The organism is Priestia sp. MDV22-iso46, assembly GCF_058629175.1.
The window spans coordinates 12,034-34,257 of record NZ_JBZVWT010000011.1 but is presented as its reverse complement, the minus strand read 5'-3'; the positions used below and the strand labels follow the sequence as shown (position 1 = coordinate 34,257).

The following is a 22,224-nucleotide window of genomic DNA, read 5'->3' as shown; positions in this document are numbered from 1 at the left end:
TTATCACGCAAAATTGGTGATACTTAAGCTGGGTCTGCATTTTCCACGCAAAATTAGTGATACTTATAAACGTATAGAGATAAATACGCAAAATTAGTGATAGTTCGCGCAAAATTAGTGATAGTTTCACGCAAAATTAGTGATAGTTTCACGCAAAATTAGTGATAGTTCGCGCAAAATTAGTGATAGTTCGCGCAAAATTAGTGATAGTTTATGCTTGTAAATGCTGTAATATAAGTATCTACAGAGGGTCTAAAACAATAAAACAATAAAACAAATATATAAAACAATATATAAAACAGTAAAACAACCGTAGTGTGTATTATATTTTAAGATTATTATTTGATTAGAAAGAAAATACTATTCTTAGAGTAGTCATTTTAATAGCATATCCAATTGAAGTGATTTTTAATCGTAAGTGAAGGGATGTTATATTATTTTACTGAGGACTTGGTGAATTTTTATTGGATTACAAGATTAATAGACGTTATAATAGAGTCAACAAAACAGTGCGGAATATAAAAAGACTCCAACGTGTGCAAGTGGTGCGCCAACACCCTTACACCGTTAACCCTAAACACCTAGGGAAAACACCTGTCGAAGTCCTAATACATAAATTTAATTACGCCTTTATTTTATAGGATAATTAGATTTATTTCAAGGGCGTAGTCTGTCAAAAAATCCGACATCGTTTTCCTATTTTATGGGATGCGATGTCTTTTTTTGTTCCTGAAAAGGAGAGGATAGACTGATGTCTACTACGCGTATGCTTACGGCAAAAGAATTTGATTATATGAAAAGTTATCAGAGTTTCATAGAAAACCGTTCTCAACATCAATCATTAAAACGAAAATTACTTAAAGAAATTATTAACCTTTACGGAGAAAAGTTTTATCGTCTCCACGAAGGAACTAGAAAAGCTTTAGACCGGCTTTGTTGGTTTGCTGCAGAAAAAGGATTTTGCTTTCCTGGTAGTACATATTTAGGTAAAACGTACGAAAAGTCAAAAGGAACAATTGATCGTCACCTAAGTGAGCTTCGAAAGAAAGGACAAATTGTTACAGTTTATCGACGTTGTCCTCGTAATAATGGAAAAGGCAATCCTGTACATCTGTTTGTAAATCATCCTTATTTCAAATATTGGATGAACTATTTACAACTCAATTTGGCTAAGAATGTTGAAACAGATGTTGAAGCAGAAAAAGACGTAATCCCTTGTGAGAGTAAGGAGGAGGTCACCAAAAATTTTTCTACCTATAATTTACCTTTAAAAGATTTAAATAAATACATACGTAAAGAAGATATAAATATTAAACTCTCACCGGATTATGTACCATCTTTTATTCCAAAACCATTTAAACAAGCAGTAACCCCATTCTTTAGGAATGCAGATGATATTTATAACTTATGGGGAAAAGTCCTGCTAGCTTATAAAATTAGTGGCTTAGAAAAGCCCATAGAAGACTTAGTTTCTATTGCTGTTCAAGGTTTTAGGGAAACTCTTTTCGCTTACAAAAGAAAACGAATAAAAACTGTCTTTGAAGCCTATTTTTTTGGGACATTAAGAGGTTTATTTAGTGCTGAGCGTAGGCGAGAGGTTCAGCAAAATTTCGTCAATCCTTTATTTTACAATTTTTTAGATTCATAATTTCGCTTTTTATCTTCTTGTTTAGTATAGAATCCTAGAAGTTTGTAAGCAGGTAAAGAGTTAACATAATTATTATTCTAGATATCAATATTTCAAAATTAATTTTCTTTAAGTATTGTTAAGAAATTTTCTTGGTCAATAAGACAAGCATACAATCACCTTTGTTATCAATGAATAAATTATAAAGATAAATAAAAAAAGAAGGTGATTACAATACAAAAATACGATGGTGAATATAATAAACAATTAAATAGTCAACAAAAAAATAATAAATGTAAAAAAGGTAAAATTTGTATTAATATTAATATTTATAACCATGCTGAAACTGGAGGACAAATTAGTGGTAATGGAGGACAAAACGCTAATCAGGGTGGTCAGATTGCCCAAACAGGTGGACAAAATGCCAATCAAGATGGTGTGGTTGTTAGAAAATGTGGCAAAAAAAATAAAGATAATAAAGTGAAAAAAATTAATTTCGAAGATGATATGAAATAATTACACTGCCTCCTAAGCTGAGGAGATACTTTGCTTATGGGGGCTGAAATTACGATAAGCATCAATTACAGAGTTAATATTATTTTTAGTCTTATTAGGTTATTAAAAATGGATACTAAAAGAAGAAAATAAACTTTTGATCTTGAGCAAACTAGGCAAGGTGCTCTGAGGTATCTATCGCTTTCTTAGTTGGATTTAGCGCAGAAAAAATCCCGACTGCACAAGGTTTTTTCTGTTTTTTAGTTGTATAAATTCTTAGTTGCGTAGGGGAAGGTAGGGGCATTACTGCCCCTACCTTCCCTAGGAACTGTGCGGCTCCCTTTTAAGACACATTGGTTCAAAAATAAAGGGGAAAGAAAATGATAAAGGAACATTTTTTTAAGTGTACAAGCAGCCTTTCATTTATTAAATAAGATATGAAGTAAGTTATAAAGAAAGGGTGATAAAAATAGTTAAGAAAAATAAAATTAACGTGGATAATTATTGCTTTAATCCCTCAAACCGACCGGGACTTCCATCGGCTATTACCGTCAATTTGGCTGTTGTGGGTGATAGCCATGTGGGGTTCGGAAATAGCCAAAGTATGTTTAATAATCTTTTACAGAACGTAGTGAATAGTGGTAACAAAAGGTATGTTATTTTCGGGGGGGATGATATACACGCTGGAGGAGTTTCAACAGCAGAAGCTACGAGGCGTTACCAACAATTTGCAAGTATAATAAATAATGTTTTAGGAACAAATATCCCCTATAGATCATCTATAGGAAACTGGGAGGATACTACTACAGATTTATTTAGAAGGTATATCAACCCCTATTTAACTGGATATGTCGGTATTCCAGGAACTCAGGGACTGGTACGGCATCTCTGGTTAGATAACGCTAATCGAAGATGGAGCCAGGATAGCTTAAATCTACTACGAAATTTGGATCCTAATTATTATTATATTATCGATTTCCATTGGCCGTTGAGAGTTCCTGGAATAACTAATGAAATACATGACGACCATCTTATGACACAAGGAGAAACAGATATGTTTTTCAATGCAATACCTGCCAATATGAGAAATAGAATCTTGGCTATTTTCACTCATCATGCACATAAACTTTTTTCAAACTCAGTTCCTATTAACCCTAACTTTTCTAATACGCCATTATATGTGACAGGATGTTCAGGTGATTATGCATGTAAGTCTGTTGATAGAGGCTATTATGACCTAAACTTAACAATCCAAAATAATATAGCCACTCTACAGACTACGCCAGTAAGGGTCAGTAGCTTGTAGAGTCAGGAAATGAAAAAGAGCTTAATTGTAGACTACTCTAAGCTCTTTTTTCTATGGAAAATATGTTAGTTTTTTATTAGAGAACATTAAATCTTGGGATTACATGGCCGTCCGAAGGCGGTTCAACTTTTAGGCGTTCCTAATGTGTGCATCTTGTATCTCTTTTTACTTAGCAGGATTTAAGTATGTAAAAAAGCAACCTCGGCTAGGCGAGATTGCTTTCCAAGAGATAGAATTAGGGAGTGCCTTCTGCTTGAGTAATTTCAAGTCCAAAGTTAGCTTGTTCGAGTGGAACTTGAACATTATTTAAGAATAATCCAACAGTAGGAAGGTGAGGAAATGCAGCTGGATTTGGGCCAAAAACAACTGTATTATCGGTTATCACAAAGTTAACTTTATAACCCCCCCCATTTTCAATAAAGATAGTGGTAGGATTCAATAGGGAAACTCCTCCAGAAATCGGTCCTTGAGTATTAAAAGGAAATACAGTTCCAGTTAGTACTGCTACGAGACTAGTATTATTGAAAAAGTTACCGTAAGCAGGACAAGAGTTAGGTGACGGTTCTGGAGTTGAACAAGAAGGGGGACAACAAACCTTTCTTTTTTTACACAAAGACATATCATAACCTCCTTTACCCGATATACTATATTTAATGTTGATTATTTTTTTGCTTGTATGCTTGTCCTTTATTAAATGGAAATATTCACATAATGTAAACATTAATAAGTTTTTGTAAAGGAGATTGCTTTAGACTAAAACGCAGCATATATATAAAGGACAGACTTTTTATACATCTTCCTTCCACCTGGATCCTGGAAAAAATCCGTTATATCAGGGATGTATGAAAAATTGTTTAGTCAAAAATCTATTCTTCCTGAGAATCCTTGTCTTGGTGAACAAGGGTTCTTTTTTGTTAAGGATTATAAAAGAGCTGCAAAAAAAATACATCGGCATATCAAAATGAACTGAAATCAAAAAGTTAGGCAATTCATTTAGGCAGCTGTTGTACTTGTCAGTATATGATTTCCTCCCAAGACCTAAGGTGGAGTACTATGAATATAGGGAGGAGCTGGTTTTAATTTTTGTTTACCTTCAAACCCTCCCGGACACAATAAATATTGAAATACACCTTTTCCTCTTAAGGTCTACTGGCTTATTATTTAGTTGCACTCTTTTATTTTCAAAGAAATTAGAAGGAACATTTGGTTATAAAGTGAAACCCCATAGATTTAAGAATCTATAGGGCGGTGACATAAATAGGGGTTACTTTACTAATTATATATGTTTTTCATGACTACCTAGAAAGGCCATTATGGTAACTTGAGTTGAAATCCTCTTATGACACACATTAGGCACTTAAAAATGAAATTAAGCTCACTATGATTTGTGGCACGAATTCCTATCTAAACTATTATACTTTATAAAATTTTAATCTATTAAAGTTATTCCTTCTAATAGAATATTCCAAATGGAAGGATTAATACCATTTTTCCGAGAAACCTGAACCCAACAAATACCATCTTCAGCTGTTCCAAAATTCATATCCTTCACGCCCTGTAAGTCATCATCAACAGTTTCTATTAACAGAATATTAAAGTTACCATTAGTCATTTCAGCTAATATAGATTTTAGTATGACTATATCTTCATAACTTGTTGGCATCCATTCGTGCCGTATAAACAAGGTGCGTTGACTTTGTGCAATTTGATTAAGGAATGTTTGGATACGATGAACTAATCTTATTTTATAAGGGGGATATTGTAGAACCCATGCTTGATCGGGGATTATTGGAAAGTCATGAACAGAATCGATGTTATATTGGGTATCAGTAACATAATGAGCTCTTACCGGTTCATGAGTTCCAAATTTAAAAATAGGATATCCGTTATCGTCTATATAGTTGGCTAATATATCTTTTTCAATCATATTTTCTAATTCCATAAAACCTTGAAATTTATTTTTTAGTAATCTATTTACATCAGAAAGAAAGGGGGTTTGAACCCAATCAAGTGGGAATGAATGCCTTCTTAAATTATGACGTTCGGAATAAAGTGCTGGACCACACCAACTCCCTAAGCCTGCTATTAAATTATAAGAACCTCTCAGAGTTTGTAAATTCATACTAATCACCCCTACGCTTTTTTATATTATATAGGGGAGCATTCTAAATTGATTGGACAAGACAGAATATATTTAATAATATTTTCAGGATTAAATGGGGCATTTTCATAACTATAAATAAGCTCTTGGCTTGTACTAAACTTAATTTTTTTCATAGTATGTATTATTCCTTATCTTTTTTAGGAGGTGATTTCATGTCTAATGGCCATACTTTTGAAGGCAATGTTAACTCAAGTGATAACGTTACACCTTTAGAAGAAGCATTTTCGAGTGATTTCGATTTTAATGGTTTAAGAAGGGGAGATCGAATACAAATTTTTTCTTCTGGAAACCAAATTGATGGAAATGGTACTTTTATTCGTGTACAAGATGGATTTCTAATTTGGACAGATAGCTCGGATAATATTAATACAACCAGTTTAGATGCTATTAGTATTAGTAGAGTAACAGGAACAGCTTAATTTAGAAGGGTTTTAAAAATGTATTGGATAAAGCTCTTTAGAGAACTTTATAATGAATTTAAGAAAGAAGGAGCATTCTATAAGAGAATGTTCCTTCTTTCTTAAATTCAGGCAACAAAAATTAGGGTACGACAAGCAGTTGCTACTATATATGGGGGCAAAAGCCACTAGTTTAGACGTAAAGAATATTAATGTCCAAAACAGCCGGCCTGGTAATGGATTTGAGGGTTACATGAAAAAACACTGAAATAGAGAATCGATACACAATTTGGAACACTGTCAGGGAAGATAAGTAAGATGAATGAAGGTGAAGGTTTGTAAGCTTCGTAAATGTGAGCTCAAGACAGGGTACAGATTTGTTTACGTATTGGCAAGAGAAAAAGTAGATTCATAACACTCTTGTGATGCGTCACGTATCTTGCCTGGGGTAAAGAATCTACTTAACCTGATTGTATCTATAGGATGATGAACTCAGTAACCCCCTTATTATTTGAGTAGGGAGACTGTAGGATCAAATGACGTGACAGGGTATAAAGAATACATGAGAAAGTGAAAGCCGTTATATGGAAAGAGAACAGAAAAGCATAAAACTGCATAACTGGATGAATACTATTTTCCTTATGGACAAACCCATAATAGATATGAAATGAAGCTGACCTCTTGCTGGTCCCTTATAGGCACATAAGGTTGTGGCCACCCCCTAATGAAAGAGAGGTGCTGTTATGTAGACCTCTATTTGGAGCATCGGCATACGTTTTATCTACCAATACGGTATGATGAGGAGACGACAAATAAACTTGCTATGGGAGGCAGGGGCAATGTTGCCCCTAACTTACTCGACTTGGTAAGGCTAGATAAAATCTACAGAGTAAAACAAAAAAACTATCCCCGTGCAGAGGCATGTGTTTTCCTATCATTAAAAAGTATTTATTGAATTGAAGCCCTATATTAATTAATAATGTATATATTTCTATATAAATAAATTCTAGCTAATATTTTTTATTTTTATTAGCTAGATATTGAGCATATTGAAGAGTATTCCTTACTACATCCAATTCAACATTCATAATGACGGGAGGGCCTGGTCTCCAATTTACTTCAAAAATCCAAAGTCTTCCCTTTTCATCAAGTCCTACATCAATTCCTAACTCGTCAAATAGTATATCCTGATATAGAGATTCAAAATGGTTAGAAAAACTTAAAGCAAATTGTTCAAGATACTTTTGGACATTATAGTAGTCATCTCCAAATTCCTGTTTTAAAAAGATATCAGGAAAACAAGTATAGCCACCGTTGCCTAGATTTGAAGCTATACTACCCATCTTACCTATTCTTGGATATATAGATGTAATTAACCAATTGCCGTTTCCACCTTTTTGTACATGTAATCTAAAATCATATACATTTCCTAATTTTGTCTTACATGTTATAAATTTTTGTACTAAGTAAGTGTCCTGTTTTATATGACTATCGATAAACTTTATTAGTTGATTTTCACTAAATATGGAGTCCTGTTCATCTATACTAACTTTATAACTGTGACCTATCTTCTCTATATAGAAAATACCAGCCCCCTTATGCCCGGATAAGGGTTTTACAATTATTTTTGTGTAGCTTTCCGCCATATTTAGCAATACTCTATAATTAGTTAATTCTGAAGTAGGAATGAGGTACTGATTAAACTTTTTAGCCTTATTCACCTTGTTATAAACAGTTAATTTATCCCCAACGGAGTGACTGGTAAATGGAATTAACTTCCTTAATTCACCTACTATTTCTTCTGCTTTATCACTTATAGGGGGACTAGCATTATAAATAACATCAGGATAAGAATATCTTTTTTCTATCCATTTTCCTTTTTCGTATGTTTTACCTAAAATGATACGTTTTTCCAAATTAACTTTCCCTGGAGTGAAATAAAAAAAATCTATACCTTCGACTTTTGCTACTGCAGCAAAAGCATAAGCTTTTCTAACGTTTATTGGGTCCTTACGATGATGAAGCATGCCGATTGAAGCCATAGCAATCATCCTTTCCTCTACTCTTACTTGTTTAGGTATATTCACCAAATTCTTATATTATTTACATTTGGACGAACCTTGGTTGTCTTTTTTTATATCATAGAGTGAGAGAACATTTTTGGTCGGATAGGATGAGGGATATTTATGGATACTATTGTCTTTATTGAAACAAATAAATCAGGATCGAGTCGGGAAGCAATTAAGGCAGCAAATAATCTTAATTTCTTTACGGTTTTGTTAACTTGTAGAAAAAAATTTCTTAAAGATCGGAATGAATTTCCGGATGTACATGAGATGATCTTTGCTGATATAAATGATTATGATAATTTAGTCACGATAATCAAAAAATTTAAAAAAACAGGAAAAAATATAAAAGGAATTTTTAGTTTCATTGACCCTTTTGTTTATGTAGCTGCACGTCTGTCAGAGAAATTCTGTCAGAGTGATATATCCGCTGATGCAATCTATCATATGGAAGATAAGATATTGACTCGTAATGTGCTTAAGGAATTACCCGTTTCACTTAATTATTTAATTTATAAACCAACAGAATCATTATCTTCATTTCTTAAAACTAAAGAGATAAATTTTCCTCTTATTGTTAAGTCCCCTAAATCAACAGGATCAAAGGATGTATTGTTAGCGAAGGATGAGGATAAGTTAATATCATCTATGCATACCCTTTTAAAAAAGCTACCTAACGAGGAAATCTTACTCGAGGAATACGTAGATGGCCCTCAGTACTTAGTTGAGGTGTTAGTTCATAATGAAAGGGTTCATATTATTGCAGTAATTGAACAAGAAATTACCCTTTTTGAGCGTTTTATCGTCACTGGTTATTCTTTGTTAGGGAAATTGAATAATAGCTTATCCCATAGTCTTTTTAATGCTGTTAGTTCCATTATACAGGCCTTTGGTATGAAAAATGGAGCGTGTCATTTGGAGCTTCGTAAAGCAACTGAAGGTTGGAAATTAATTGAGATAAATCCAAGAATATCAGGTGGAGCTATGAATCGTATGATTGAAATCGGACATGGAATTAACTTAGTACAAGAGACTATGCAATTAATGATGGGAAACGAACCTTCCTTGACTAAAAAGGATGATAAATATGTGTACGCCCATTATTTAACAGTTGAGTCTAAAGGAAAGCTAATTCAAGTTACGGGAAAAGAACGCAGTTCTAACTACCGAGGCATAGAAGAGGTTTATATAAAGCCTAAAAAAGGAGCAATTTTACAGCCGCCTACATCAATGGGTCATCGTTATGGTTACATTTTAGCGTCATCATATTATAAAGAAACTGCTAAAAGAAGAGCTTTAGAGGCAGCAGAAGAAATCTCCTTTAAAATTGCAAAAATAGATTTAACATAGATACGATGCTGTAGTAGATGCAGTATTATGGGAGTATTCCCTTTAAATAACAATAAGTTTAACATTGGACTTAGAGCTTCCTGTAGCTGTGTTTATATTAAAATAAATCATTGTATATGGTATAGAGTATGAAAACAAGAAAAACCACTGGGGCTAATCAGTGGTTTTTTTCTGCTCTATTGCTGCAAGGATTTTCGTAGATGCCTCAAGGCATCATCTATAGTTTGCTTATTATATAAAAAAATATTCATGATGGACAAGTCACCTAAAATAGCTACAACGAATATAATAATATAATATATATAAATTCAATCGACTTTTTGTAAGCGTTTTCTATATTGGTGTTAATAGGTTGGATAGCATAAGAGACCGTCATATTATTCAGTGGAGGCAGAGCTGATATAAAGGAACAGGACATATAAGAAATGTCTTTTTTTATTTGGATAAAATCATTTTAATAATTAACTAAATAAGTTGTATTGAGAAAGGGAGAATATTAATAATGTTTTATAAACAAAATGAAAAGCCTATTGATAATTCGGAAAATTTTTCAATATCCCATCAAACTTCAGTTAATGAGAAAAGAAACCCTGAGTATGAACCTACTTTTCTTAATCCCTATTTGTAATAGGGAAGTTACCTAAAGGGGAATGAATATAAAGTAGTTAGAATAATTTTGATCCTCGAATCAGAACACTTCTCGACAGTTTTTAGGACATTGTTTTAGTTCTCTTTTTGATAATATTAGTATTGCTTTATGAATATTTGACACATCTAAATATAATACATTATTCTTACCACCATATAATACATTTGACTTATGTTACAAGGATCCAAACAAAGTATTAATTTGACGAGTAGCATTGGATGCAATACTTTCAATTTGAATAATGTCTTTTTCATTAAACTTAATGTCAAGCATTCTGAATATATTTCTTACACAACGGAGAACATCAATTGTTTCTGCTCCAGTACCTTCAACTACAAGTCTAATAAGATTTTCATTTACATTAATTTTTGTTTGAGAGTAGTCATTAATATTGATTCCTTTTTGAGCAATACCACTTAAAATATAGCCTAGAGTATGATCATTTGTTATAAATTTAAACTGAGTTCTCGTGTTAAAGTTAAATCCTTCATTGTTCATTCTTGTGTTTATTCTCCTTTCATAAGAGATACTGGTATTGGAATACGGAAAGAGTTTAGAAGAAAAAAAGCTACTGGCCTAAACAGTAGCTTTCCCTCTTTTTATACTGGGTTATACGACCTGATATTTAACGAGATTTTGGATAGTTTGCTCAAATTATGGGTTAACATTTATGGTGGAAAATTAATTTAAAAGCGAGTCCGTAAATCAATTATTTATTACTTGTCCAATCTAGAAGGTTCTTCATGATAATGTCAATCTTTGTTATGACATCCACAATGATGTGTTTTTTTGTGATCATCTTCAAAAATATCTTTTAACAGTTTTTCAAAAGCTTTTTGTAGGATGGATTGACAGTTGTTTTTGTGTTCATGTTTTTTTTCATGGCATTCACTCACTTTAGTCACTCCTTTTTTTCTCATAATATACTATTCCTTAATCAAGAAAGCGCTTGTGTACTTGTCCACTAGCATTTGAATTTTATATGAAGAAGATTTCAAAATAATTTATTTTCGATATGTTTCTTATGTTAACTAAGATTGTATATCATATACAGCTTAAATTTAATCTAGAAACTGAAAATAGAGGCTATTAGGAGTAATAGTGTTTTTAATTTAAACCCTCGTATAATACAAATTGGACGTTTAACAATAAAATGGCTGCTTTTTTTAGAATGATAGAAATCGGCACGGGGGAGCCAAGCATGAAACATAGATCCAGTGAGAAATTTAATATTTAAACCTGGACTATCAAGCTGCACTGGATTAACAATAAAAGATAGGAGAACTTGACTCTATGCTAAAATAGTTAAAGCGAAGGTGGCAGAAGAATTTGCAGGGAATGAAATATTTGAAAAAATTTTTGCCTGGGGATCCAGTTCAAATCCATTGTCACGTACGAGTTTAGTAAGTTCGTCCATAAGGATATTATCAGCGGCTAATCCATTAGAAATAGGTAAGTTCAGATACCAAGTTAGTCATAAATTTCTGGTGGCATATAGATTTGTTCAAGTCGCCAATTGGGAGATCCCATTATTAGAGCCTCCATTCCATTTTTCAGTTAGGTGTTGAAACCATTGAAATAGTACACCGTTAATAGCATCATGAATCCATTGTTGTTGGACTAAAGTAAAACGGTTAGAAATATCAAAATAAATGAAGAGTGGTAAGTTGTATACGCCAGGTGGTTCAAGGAAAGGTTATTTTTGTGAATGTACTGGAATAGGGGAATACTAAGGAGTTTATTTGTAATAAGTCTTGCAGAATCAATTTCATTATGACTAAGGTTGGAACTGGTGTCTCAGGATTTAAGATTCTTAATAGGTCTGTAATCATTCTTTGTATTCCCCCTACTGCTATAAATTAAATATAAATTATAAATCTACATTTGATTTATCATACGTAAATTTCAAGTAAGGGCTTGTACTATTTAATTATTTTAGCAGTAGCTTTATCTTTGAGAAGTTAGTTTACTGGGAATGAACAACGTATATAATGCAAAATAGAAAAACGATTGTGGGAGTAGATAGTTTTTTTTGATACATAATCTACTTAATGATTATTGATGTCCTAAGGTACCTTGAGTAGTTTGCTTCGTTATCAGGAATGTATGTATAGAAAGAAGAAAAAACTACTCCTTCCCCAAAAATAGTTTTTTCTTCAACCCCATAGCAATGGAATGTCCTCTAATGAAAGAGGAGGAGGTTAATGCAATGCTCAATTTATAGTATGAAAAATAATGAAAAAGGTTTGGACAAGCGCTGGTTTTATACAAAATTTGTACTATTTTTGTATCTTTTTTCTATCAAATCCATTATGTTAACTAAAAATGTATACGGTACTCATTTTTTATATAGATTGTCCCCATTAGTAATTAAATTCCCTTATTTATCTTGTTGGAGAAGAGAATCTAGCAGCTTCAAAATGTATACTAATTACACCATTAGTATCCGTTAAGCTCGTACCATCTACACTGCTTTGAGCAAGGATGTCGACTCTATCTCAAGCTTCTAACTCAAGAATAGTAGAAACATTTACTGCATTGGTGAAATTTACTCCTCACCCGAGAATCATTATGGATAGCGATAGCAGGGTTGCCATTTATCCGAATTCCTACCCGTAATCTTTACCCTAAGCTGGGATCGTTAGGACTAAGTAAAATAGTCCAAAGAATTGAATATACACCAGCTTTTTTTGCTCTTACAATTGATGGCCATTCCATTACAGAAATGCAAGATATTTTGTTCAAGGAAGAGAGCACAATTAAGAACCAGAGACGTAGCATTCTACAAAAATTAAACATTTATTCGATAAGAGAAGCGATCGACTTTTGTGAAAAAATACCAATAATTCCCCCAAAAACTTCACAAATTATCATTAAGAAATATTTCAAAAACTCATTAGAACTTCATAAGAATCCAAGGGAATCTGAGTGGACAGTAGGTCAACATAGATGCACAGCATATCGACAGACAGGGGATTTTCGTGGTATCACTTTTTTTGAGGTAAAAACGTTGTTTTGCTGGGCTTTGCCCAGCATATCACAGTCATGTGATATCAAAAACCCCTTATGCTCTTCTTTATTTATACTGGAAATTTTGTAATTTGACAAAAAGAAATGATTAAATGGATATCTTTTTACGAAATATTGATCCGTCTGCTATGCAAAAAATTAATGAACTAGTGAAAGAACATAAGATGTCTCGCCAAAGGTTTTTGAAAGAACAATTTGGGTTGTTAGGTTTTTTTAAAAGAGTAAACAGCATGAGAAAAAAGGCTAGAAGGTGTCATCGATCAGAACTTTGAATTGAGGAATGAATCAATGTGCGACAACAATGGAAAAGATGAACAACATTCTAGGTGAAATGATGGGGAATGTGGAGAAGTAATGGAAACAAAATGCCACATGATTATACTCGAAAAAGAAACCGATCAATACATTCAAGACTATATAGCGAGACATAAACTTCGTTTTCCTAGAGAAGCTATTATGAATATTTGTCAAAAGTATCGAGAAGAAAAAAAGAAAGAATGGTCGTTAGATACTATTACGGAAGCTGTTAGCGAAAATCTTCGTGATGTTCTAAGAGATGAACTAAAAAAACTTCGTTTAGGTGCAAGTAGCGTAGATAAAAACACGGAAATTCTTATCGAATTCATAAATGGTTTGTATTTTTATCCTAACTATCATGGGATTATGACAACAAACCTTCAAGAAGTAGGTGTAACTAAAATCGCAGAAGAAGTTGTAGAAGAACGTATTTTGAAGCAACGCCAACAACAGTTGGGTAAGGAATATTCTAAAAGGAAAAGTAGCCTACTTTTCCTTTTTAATTAAGGACCATTTTCTATTTTTATGTTAAGTGACTATTTTTCAATTTAAAGGGATGATGTAGTAAATCTCTATAAATAATTAAAACCGAAACATCAAGTCCAGCATTACAAAGTTTAATATCTATAATTTCAAAGTTATTACTTTGAAGAAAGTTACGCAATTGTTCTTCATATTTATCAAAGCTGGTCGTAAAAACATTAATTTTCAATGCTCTGGAATTACCTAACATAACATCATACACTTCCTTTTACATTTGTTATATATTACAGTGTATGAAGCTTGTACATAATGGAAACTGCATTTATTACGTTTTATTAATATCTTTATACCTTTTTACGAAAAAAACTTAATGAGACTGAAGGCAAAAAAATCGTTGTAAAGGTGATTAAACTTATTAACAAAATAAAAAGCTACCTCTTAAGTGTGCAGCATGAGAGGTAGCTTTTTGGTGGGTATGGGTTATTACTATGAGAAAATAACTGCAAATAAATAATAACAGATTTTTGCTGGAAATACTATATTTTTCCGTACGAGCATATGTATAAAAGGTGCACTTTTTATACATTCTCTGTCTATTAATCCTTCAGGTGAATGCTGTTACATCAAGGATGTATAAAAAGTTGCATAATAAAGAAACTTTACCCTCATGGAAACCCCTCTACGCCAAGGGGTTTCTTTTCCCATGTGGTCCGGAAAGAGACATTATGTTAACTACCTTTGTATATCATATACAGCTTAAAAACAGAAAAAAACTACCTTTAACCAAGGTAGTTTTCTCTACACACATTTGTTGTTAGGACGATGTTTTGTAACATCATGAGTAGTTTGCTCTAATTATTTTTGTGTTATTCATCTGGACAATTTGCTTAGTAATGGGCAGCAACATATATTATGTATGACAAATACCACAACTTTTAATCTATTTTCATCCTTTGTAAGGATGGCAAACAGCCCATGAATTAATTCATGGGCTTCTTTCTAGTAGCAATATATGAACTAGAGATCTATTTGAAGAGCAAGGAGGTTGCTCAATATTATAGTATGCAAAGTAATGAAAAAGGTTTGGACAAGCGTTCATTTTATCTAAGTTTTCTACTATTTCATACAGCCTAAAAACAGAAAAAACTACTGGATCCGTCAGTAGTTTTTTCTCTGATTTATAGAAAGAGACAGAATGGTTAGTCGCATAATTTATGATATGTAAAGTAATTACAAGTGTTTGGACAAGTGCTGATATTATAAAAATTTTATTAACTTTGATTGATATAGTAAGAGTACATAACTTAAAAACAGAAAAAGACTACTTCTTTCCAGTCAAAAGAAGTAGTCTTTTTCTGTTACGTAATTGGGTTTCATGAGTGATGCCTCATTGCATCTTGGGTAGTTTGCTCAAGATGTATAAAAATTAATCATTTATATAAAAAGAGAAAAAACAATCCTTGGGAGATGGATTGTTTTTTCTTAAGGAAAGATCAGGCTGATAGTTCCTGATTATATTTTATGTTTCTCACTTTGCGTTATGACTACCTATAAAACTCATTATGTCAACTAACTTTGTATAGGATATACAGTCTGAAAAAAGAAAAAACTACCCTATACTAGGCAGTTTTTTCTCAATTAGTATCCATAACCATCAGTGTAGAAGTCGTCTCTTGGGTAACAACGGCGAACCCATCTACATTCTTGAACCCAACGACAGCGAGGGGGACGAGGGTGGTGATAAGGTTGGTGGTAAGGCTGTTGATAGGACTGAGGTTGTTGTTGTCTGTAAAAAGTATCATAATGATAAAACTGTTGTAGATCATTAGGGTTTATTTCAGGCTGTTGATGATAATACAAGGTAATCTCTCCTTTGACTTTTCTCCAATACACTATATGTTTAAAAAAAGAATAGATATGGACTTATACCTAGAAAAACGAGCCTGACTTTAGGTATTTAAACTAAGTAATGCAGGTAAAGGTAATGTTTGAAAAGCTTCATTTTTATATAAAATGGAGAGTTTGTTCTGATAATATGTTTTATGTTAACTAAGGTTGTATAGCGTATACAGCTTGAAAACGAAAAAACTACTGTTCACCAAACAGTAGTAATATAAGAACCCATCTATTGGAAGATCAGGAGGATGCTCACTTTTATAGTATGCAAAGTAATAAAAAGGGTGTGGACAAGTACTGGTGTTATTTAAGATTTCTACTATCTTTGCGTCCACTTCTTATATATACTGTAAAAAGAAAAGCCTGCCTCTTTTAAAAGAGGCAGGCTTTTTTGGTGGGTATAACAGGTTTCCTTAAAAACCTGTTATACTTCCTATAAGAAATAAAGACATTACACTAATAAATTAATTAATTAATAAGAATAACCATCGTGTTTCTTGTCTTTACATTTAGACTTGTATTCTTTATTTTTTTTACATTTATATTCCTTATGCTTGTCCTCTTTATACTTCTTATCTTTTGACTTGCAATAATATTTACACATGTTTATCACCTCCATTATTAGTTTCTATATATCTTATTCATTGATTAATAAAATGTTTGTATGCTTGTCCTAAGATAGGACAAGTATTTTGTATAAGTGAGGCACATTATATTAACTAATTTTATATATCGTATACAGTCTAAAAGAGAAAAAGCCTCTGTTGCAACAGAAGCTTTTCCTTTTGGGTTCTAAATCGGGGATACTTTTCAGCATTTTGAGTAAATCGTTTGAATTATGGGTCAGTATTTAAGACAAGAATTCAATCTTTTATTGCTTGTCCCCGCTAAAAGGTCTTTTATAATAATGTTAATCTTAGCTATGACATCCACAATCATGTTTGTCCTTATGGTGATCTTTATGGCAATCTTTATGATGATCTTCGAAGATTTCTTTTAAAAGTTTTTCAAAGGCTTTCTGGAGGATAGATTCACAGTTGTGTTTGTGTTCATGTTTTTTTTCATGGCAGTTACCCACTATAATCCCTCCTTTCTCATTTCTCTTAATATACTATTCTTTAATCAAGAAAGTGCTTGTGTGCTTGTCTAATATAATCGGAATCCTATATGGAAAGCCTTTAGGATAACTTATAAAAAAAGTTTTCTTTCCAGTAAAATTCATTATGTTAACTAAAAGTGCATAAGGTATACGTACACTTTTAGTTAATCGAAAAACTGATAATAAAGGTTATCAGGCATATCAGGATTTTTAGGTCGAAATCCTCTCATGACACACATTGAGCATTCCGTGTTGAAATAACTAGTTGTATTAGGGTCGAAGAATCCTGCGCAATGTAGCCAAGAGTGCATCATAGAACCAGTGATAAAATTTAGAGTAGCAATATTAATTAAGGTTGGGTCAACAATAAATGATAAGGGTACAAAATTCTGAGTAAAAGCAGTTAATGCAAAGACAATAGCATTATTGTTAAGTGGAGCAGCGAAGATTTTCGCTCGTGGGGAACGCCTAAATCCATTATCACGTATAAGTTGAGTAAACTGATCCATAGCTATATTAGTAGCTGTTAGTCCATTTTGAATAGGTGATTCACTATACCAAGCAGGGCGTAAATTCTGTGTTGCATATATGTTTATACAAGCTGCCATTTGTGAAATTCCAGTGTTTGTTCCGCCATTCCATTTTTCATTCATATGAGTAGCCCATACCAACATAGTTTCACTAATGGCATCTCTGATTCTTTGTTCTTGTTCTACATTAAATCGATTATCAAGATCAAAATAAATGTTAGGTGGCAAATCTGTAACTCCTAAAGGCGTAGGGACAGGTATAATGGTTTCTCTAAATGTAGTTGGATATAAAGGGATTACAAAGTTTGTTTTTAACACATCTTGGAATATCAGCTCCATAACGATTAAAGTTTTTCTAAAGTTAAAGGGCATTAATTTTCCTCCTTTCATAAAGTTATATAGTGCTTGTACTAGTAAAATATGCAACTAAATGAAAAGAGTTTGGGCATGTTCTGATATTGAAAAAAAACGTTTGAATCATTAGTTCCAATGGCTTTTAACTCGGATGACACTCATTATGTTAACTAGATTTATATACCTTATACATTTTAAAAACAGAAAAAGTTATCTAAAGAGAACGGTAGTAGACGATTGCCCATTTCTTAATTTATGTAAGTACATATTATAACAAGATTATATGTTATTTATAGGAGGCATTTTCATGAGGAACATGGACAATCAACCATCTGAACTCTGTCGAGAGTTTGCAAGAATACTTGACTCAACGCCAAGGGTTATTAATGGCGTATGTACTGCAACTAGATCTCGTACCAATCTCCATCCTGTAGTATTAGGGAGAAGAGCAGAATCTTTCATGTTTGTACCACAAGCTTTTTCTTTTGAAGACGTTGATCGAAATGGGAGAGCTTTATGTCTTGGGGAAACAGTAATTCTCCAAGATGAAATTAATCCATTCATGAGTAAACTTAGGGAGCATGGCATCATAGTAACTGCTGTTCATAACCACTGGTTATTTGATGAACCACGTCTAATGTATATGCACTTTGAATCTATTGATCAACCACTTTCTTTTGCGAGAAAAGTTAGAGATGCATTGAGTGTATTGACTACACGTAATGTTTATCCTGATTGTAAAACCATAACTTCTGATTATAGTAACTCATCTAATCTCTGTGACAGATTTAATAACATTCTGGGGGGATCCATGCATACATTTGAGAATGGAATTTGTACAGTAATGAAATCTCGTACAAACATTCACCCTGAGGTTCTTGGGAGAAGAGGAAGATCATTTTTACTAATCCCTCAAATGTTTACATTCGAGTCTATGACAGGAGATGGTCAGGCTCTTTGCAGTGGGGAAACTGTTATTTTGCAGACTGAAATCAATCCATTTATCACTAGGCTTCGAGAACATGGTATCATTGTAACAGCTGTTCATAATCATTGGCTATTTGATCAACCTCGTCTCATGTTTATGCATTTCGAGTCTATTGATCAGCCACTCTCCTTTGCAAGAAAAGTTAAGGATGCTCTGAGTGTACTTACCACTAGGCAAGTATACCCTAAAGAGTAAAATGCAACTTTTTATCTAAAATGCATTTACTTATTTATGGAATCTATATTATGTTAACTAAACATATATATATCATCTATAGCTTAAAAACAGAAAAATCCCCGTTGGTTGGAAGGGATTTTTTCTGTTCTTAAGGAGATGAGCTCAAAACAATGATTCATCCATCTTGGTAGTTTCTCAAATTATTTTTTTTTAATTCCTACGGACAATTTACTTCGTAATGGGCAGCAACATATATTACACGTAACAGATCTCTTGCTCTATCTTTATTTTCATCCTTTGCTAGGAGGGTAAACAGCCCATGAATTAATTCATGGGCTGTTTTTAATTCATTTTTATTGACTGGACAATTCACTTAAAGTAGGCTAATGAATATAATTTATTTGGTAGTTAATTTAACCTTCACCTTACCTTTTTTCTAAATCTACTTATCATGCATTAAAAGCCTCTTTAATGAACTGAAGAGGCTTTTAATACTGGAAAAACTCATATGTAAACTAATGTTATATACAATATGCATCTAAAAACAGAAAAAGAAAGGTTTTGGTTTGGTTTTATGATTACTTATAATTTTTATTATGTTAACTAACATTGTATTGAGTATTCATTTCTATCTATTAGGATTAATAATATAACTCATAATACAATAGTACAATCAATTTTAATCTACTCACATACCATAATAGAAATAATAAGTGAGTAGGTGACTAATAGTGTCAGATCGAAACTGGAAAAGATATTCACCTGCCTATGGCTACGTTACACTCATAGGTTCCAAACCCATCATGGTCAACTCAGGTGAAAGTATAACGTTTAATCAAAACGGTCCATTAAATCATATAAAGTTTGCCTTACCTAGTGATACCTTAATAATTAGTAAATCCGGTGACTATAAGATTGAATATGTATTATTAATCGATGGTCCTTCTTCTTCTTCAATGTATGGTTTGATTTTAAACAATTTCTTAGTAAAGGATAAGCTTACCCAGTATGGTATACAAAGACAAGTGAATGGAGCGAGTCTAATGCTCATTGGACAAGCTATTATTCATATCCCAAAAAACTCAACATTGGAACTTAGAAACATCGGTCCATCTACGGATACTTTGTTACCAATTATAGGTGAACAAGAAGTTAATGCTGCATCATTAACAGTAGTGAAGCTTAATTAATTAAAAAAATATTATAAACCCTTATATATCAAGTTCTATAATAAATATGGACAAGTATACAAGCAAAAAAATATTTATTTAATAGAATATAGTCAATTAATATATTCTGTTAGATAAAAGGAGATAAAAATGTTTGGAGTTAAAAAAATTTGTTGATACCCTTCCAATTCCTTCAATAATCAGACCAAAGGGAATGTATAAAGGTAGGCCGTTTTATGATGTATGCATGATTGAAACACTACACAAGTTTCATAGGGATTTACCTAAAACCAAGGTATGGGGCTATAATGGGTTAGTACCAGGTCCAAGTTTTAATGTAGAAAAAAATCAACCCATATATGTGAGATGGGCAAACAACTTACCTGAAAAACATTTTTTACCAGTGGATAAAACCATTCACGGAGCTAGTCATAATCCAGAAGTAAGAACTGTTGTACACCTGCATGGAAGCCCCTCGGAACCAGCTAGTGATGGTCATCCCGAAGCATGGTTTACAAGAGGATTTAGACAAACAGGTCCTCACTTTATGAAAGAAATTTATCATTATACGAATGAGGAAAGAGCAACTGCTCTCTGGTATCATGACCATGCACTTGGGGTTACTCGTCTGAATGTGTATGCGGGTCTTGCGGGACTTTACTTCATTCGAGATGAGCAAGAAAGATCACTGTCACTTCCTAAGGGTAAATACGAGGTACCTCTAATTATCCAAGATAAAACATTTAATCCAGACGGTTCGCTCTTTTATCCTGCACAACCAGACAATCCATCTCCTAATTTACCATACCCTTCAATTGTTCCTTCATTTTTAGGGGATACCATTACGGTTAACGGGAAAGTCTGGCCATTTTTAAAAGTAGAGCCTCGCAAATATAGATTCCGTTTATTAAACGCTTCCAATACTCGAACATATCAGTTCCAATTAAGCAACCTGCGCCCTTTTGCTTTAATTGGAACTGATGGTGGCCTTCTTTCCCGTCCAATTAAAGTGAAAAGTTTGGATGTTTCACCAGCTGAACGGATCGATATTGTTATTGATTTTTCAGGGTTGGAAGGGCAAAATGTAATATTACAAGATGGTTTTGAATCAGAAAATCCAACTGGCGAGATAATGGAATTCCAAGTAACTAAATTTTTATCCTGTCCTGATCAGAGCAGACTTCCATCTCTCTTGAGCCATATTGACCGTATTCCATTAAATAAAGTGAAAAAGATAAGACGATTGACATTAAATGACTCGCAAGACGAATTTGGACGTCTTATGCTTTTATTTGACGATAAGGAATGGATGGACCCAGCAACAGAAACACCCTTACTTAATTCTGTTGAAATATGGGAGTTAGTGAATTTAACCCCCGGAATTCACCCTATTCATATACATCTGGTTAATTTTCGTGTCCTTGATCGTTATAATCAAAATGGAAACTTGGTAGCTCCTTTCCCAGCTGATTTTGGTTTAAAAGATACTGTTCTAGTAGGTCCAGGAGAAACCGTACGAATCATCATGAAATTTCATCCATTTTCTGGAGACTACGTATGGCACTGTCATCGTTTAGAACATGAAGACCATGACATGATGAGACCGTTAAAAATCATACCTTCCAATCGTAATAAATACAAATCAAACTGATAGATAAATTTCATTGGGAAACGAACTTCCCATTAAACTGATTATGTAAGATATTTTGTATATCATATACATCCTAAAAACAGAAAAAACTATCTTGGCGTATGGAGATAGTTTTTTTCTGTTTTTTTATTGTAATCTTTTGCTGATACTTCGTTGCTAAAAGCTTTATCTAATAATGATAATATGTGATTTAAAACCTATGATAAATAAAAAATTAGTTTTTTGTTATTATCATAAGTTTTGTCTAAACTAATTACATAAAAAAGGATACGGTCCTTTTATATAACTTATCCCTCTTTTCAGCAATTGCTTTTTCGTTTACGTTTTTTATTTAGTTCCATTGGTTATATCGTTTTTGAAGGGATAGGCTACAGTTATATCACCATAGGGACCATCTTTGTATAAATTGTCTAGGAATGAATCATGAGGGGATGAAGTCCCAAGATCGGAATTACGATAAGATGGAGTCTCAAAATCTGGATCATGAGGGGATGA

Annotated in this window: 15 protein-coding genes; 9 read left to right on the top strand and 6 right to left on the bottom strand. The window is 32.9% G+C overall.

What is annotated here, in order from left to right; all coding sequences use genetic code 11:
• The first annotated feature begins 751 nt into the window (after positions 1–751).
• The 3 genes from AC4NPH_RS27140 to AC4NPH_RS27130 all read left to right on the top strand — a co-directional run bounded on the left by AC4NPH_RS27140 (position 752) and on the right by AC4NPH_RS27130 (position 3,428).
• Positions 752–1,648: a transcriptional regulator gene (locus AC4NPH_RS27140; protein WP_098314849.1), complete on the top strand. Its 897-nt coding sequence runs from the start codon at positions 752–754 to the stop codon at positions 1,646–1,648.
• 204 nt (positions 1,649–1,852) lie between these two features.
• Positions 1,853–2,143 carry a hypothetical protein gene (locus AC4NPH_RS27135; RefSeq protein ID WP_098197429.1) on the top strand — a complete coding sequence of 97 codons (291 nt, stop codon included), beginning with the start codon at positions 1,853–1,855 and terminating at the stop codon, positions 2,141–2,143.
• A gap of 439 nt (positions 2,144–2,582) precedes the next feature.
• Complete coding sequence (locus tag AC4NPH_RS27130; protein WP_098314850.1) at positions 2,583–3,428, top strand: metallophosphoesterase; 846 nt, start codon at positions 2,583–2,585, stop codon at positions 3,426–3,428.
• 235 nt (positions 3,429–3,663) lie between these two features.
• On the opposite strand, the gene AC4NPH_RS27125 is transcribed toward AC4NPH_RS27130, so the two are convergent.
• Positions 3,664–4,047 carry a hypothetical protein gene (locus tag AC4NPH_RS27125; RefSeq protein WP_176532938.1) on the bottom strand — a complete coding sequence of 128 codons (384 nt, stop codon included), beginning with the start codon at positions 4,045–4,047 and terminating at the stop codon, positions 3,664–3,666.
• An 810-nt stretch (positions 4,048–4,857) separates the two neighbouring features.
• A complete protein-coding gene (locus AC4NPH_RS27120) occupies positions 4,858–5,550 on the bottom strand; it encodes a DUF1796 family putative cysteine peptidase (protein WP_098197431.1) in 693 nt (230 codons plus the stop codon).
• A 194-nt stretch (positions 5,551–5,744) separates the two neighbouring features.
• Here AC4NPH_RS27120 and AC4NPH_RS27115 point away from each other — a divergent pair, with 194 nt between their 5' ends.
• Complete coding sequence (locus AC4NPH_RS27115; protein ID WP_098197432.1) at positions 5,745–6,011, top strand: hypothetical protein; 267 nt, start codon at positions 5,745–5,747, stop codon at positions 6,009–6,011.
• A gap of 989 nt (positions 6,012–7,000) precedes the next feature.
• Here AC4NPH_RS27115 and AC4NPH_RS27110 read toward each other — a convergent pair.
• The gene (locus tag AC4NPH_RS27110; protein ID WP_098197433.1) at positions 7,001–8,032 is read right to left on the bottom strand and encodes a YheC/YheD family endospore coat-associated protein; all 1,032 of its coding nucleotides are present in this window, start codon (positions 8,030–8,032) and stop codon (positions 7,001–7,003) included.
• Positions 8,033–8,176: 144 nt separating this feature from the next.
• Here AC4NPH_RS27110 and AC4NPH_RS27105 point away from each other — a divergent pair, with 144 nt between their 5' ends.
• The gene (locus AC4NPH_RS27105; RefSeq protein ID WP_491939296.1) at positions 8,177–9,406 is read left to right on the top strand and encodes an ATP-grasp domain-containing protein; all 1,230 of its coding nucleotides are present in this window, start codon (positions 8,177–8,179) and stop codon (positions 9,404–9,406) included.
• Positions 9,407–10,229: 823 nt separating this feature from the next.
• Here AC4NPH_RS27105 and AC4NPH_RS27100 read toward each other — a convergent pair.
• Positions 10,230–10,553 (bottom strand): hypothetical protein, encoded by a 324-nt coding sequence (locus tag AC4NPH_RS27100; RefSeq protein ID WP_098197435.1) that lies wholly within the window; start codon positions 10,551–10,553, stop codon positions 10,230–10,232.
• 254 nt (positions 10,554–10,807) lie between these two features.
• Positions 10,808–10,975: a hypothetical protein gene (locus tag AC4NPH_RS27095; protein WP_176528264.1), complete on the bottom strand. Its 168-nt coding sequence runs from the start codon at positions 10,973–10,975 to the stop codon at positions 10,808–10,810.
• Positions 10,976–13,439: 2,464 nt separating this feature from the next.
• Here AC4NPH_RS27095 and AC4NPH_RS27090 point away from each other — a divergent pair.
• Positions 13,440–13,889 (top strand): hypothetical protein, encoded by a 450-nt coding sequence (locus AC4NPH_RS27090; protein WP_098197438.1) that lies wholly within the window; start codon positions 13,440–13,442, stop codon positions 13,887–13,889.
• Between the two features lie 3,135 nt (positions 13,890–17,024).
• Here the strand turns inward: AC4NPH_RS27090 and AC4NPH_RS27085 are convergent.
• The gene (locus tag AC4NPH_RS27085) at positions 17,025–17,762 is read right to left on the bottom strand and encodes a hypothetical protein (protein WP_098315310.1); all 738 of its coding nucleotides are present in this window, start codon (positions 17,760–17,762) and stop codon (positions 17,025–17,027) included.
• A 289-nt stretch (positions 17,763–18,051) separates the two neighbouring features.
• Between AC4NPH_RS27085 and AC4NPH_RS27080 the strand changes: the two genes are divergently transcribed.
• The 3 genes from AC4NPH_RS27080 to AC4NPH_RS27070 all read left to right on the top strand — a co-directional run bounded on the left by AC4NPH_RS27080 (position 18,052) and on the right by AC4NPH_RS27070 (position 21,729).
• Positions 18,052–18,927: a DUF1259 domain-containing protein gene (locus tag AC4NPH_RS27080; protein WP_098197345.1), complete on the top strand. Its 876-nt coding sequence runs from the start codon at positions 18,052–18,054 to the stop codon at positions 18,925–18,927.
• Positions 18,928–19,640: 713 nt separating this feature from the next.
• On the top strand, positions 19,641–20,099 hold the full coding sequence (locus AC4NPH_RS27075; protein ID WP_491939295.1) for a hypothetical protein: 459 nt from the start codon (positions 19,641–19,643) through the stop codon (positions 20,097–20,099).
• 133 nt (positions 20,100–20,232) lie between these two features.
• The gene (locus AC4NPH_RS27070; RefSeq protein ID WP_098315309.1) at positions 20,233–21,729 is read left to right on the top strand and encodes a multicopper oxidase family protein; all 1,497 of its coding nucleotides are present in this window, start codon (positions 20,233–20,235) and stop codon (positions 21,727–21,729) included.
• The last annotated feature ends 495 nt before the right edge of the window (positions 21,730–22,224 follow it).

Coding starts and splice junctions, on each gene's coding strand:
- AC4NPH_RS27140 (WP_098314849.1), top strand. CDS start 752: ATGTCTACTACGCGTATGCTTACGGCAAAAGAATTTGATTATATGAAA.
- AC4NPH_RS27125 (WP_176532938.1), bottom strand. CDS start 4,047: ATGTCTTTGTGTAAAAAAAGAAAGGTTTGTTGTCCCCCTTCTTGTTCA.
- AC4NPH_RS27120 (WP_098197431.1), bottom strand. CDS start 5,550: ATGAATTTACAAACTCTGAGAGGTTCTTATAATTTAATAGCAGGCTTA.
- AC4NPH_RS27115 (WP_098197432.1), top strand. CDS start 5,745: ATGTCTAATGGCCATACTTTTGAAGGCAATGTTAACTCAAGTGATAAC.
- AC4NPH_RS27110 (WP_098197433.1), bottom strand. CDS start 8,032: ATGGCTTCAATCGGCATGCTTCATCATCGTAAGGACCCAATAAACGTT.
- AC4NPH_RS27105 (WP_491939296.1), top strand. CDS start 8,177: ATGGATACTATTGTCTTTATTGAAACAAATAAATCAGGATCGAGTCGG.
- AC4NPH_RS27100 (WP_098197435.1), bottom strand. CDS start 10,553: ATGAACAATGAAGGATTTAACTTTAACACGAGAACTCAGTTTAAATTT.
- AC4NPH_RS27095 (WP_176528264.1), bottom strand. CDS start 10,975: ATGAGAAAAAAAGGAGTGACTAAAGTGAGTGAATGCCATGAAAAAAAA.
- AC4NPH_RS27090 (WP_098197438.1), top strand. CDS start 13,440: ATGGAAACAAAATGCCACATGATTATACTCGAAAAAGAAACCGATCAA.
- AC4NPH_RS27085 (WP_098315310.1), bottom strand. CDS start 17,762: ATGCCCTTTAACTTTAGAAAAACTTTAATCGTTATGGAGCTGATATTC.
- AC4NPH_RS27080 (WP_098197345.1), top strand. CDS start 18,052: ATGAGGAACATGGACAATCAACCATCTGAACTCTGTCGAGAGTTTGCA.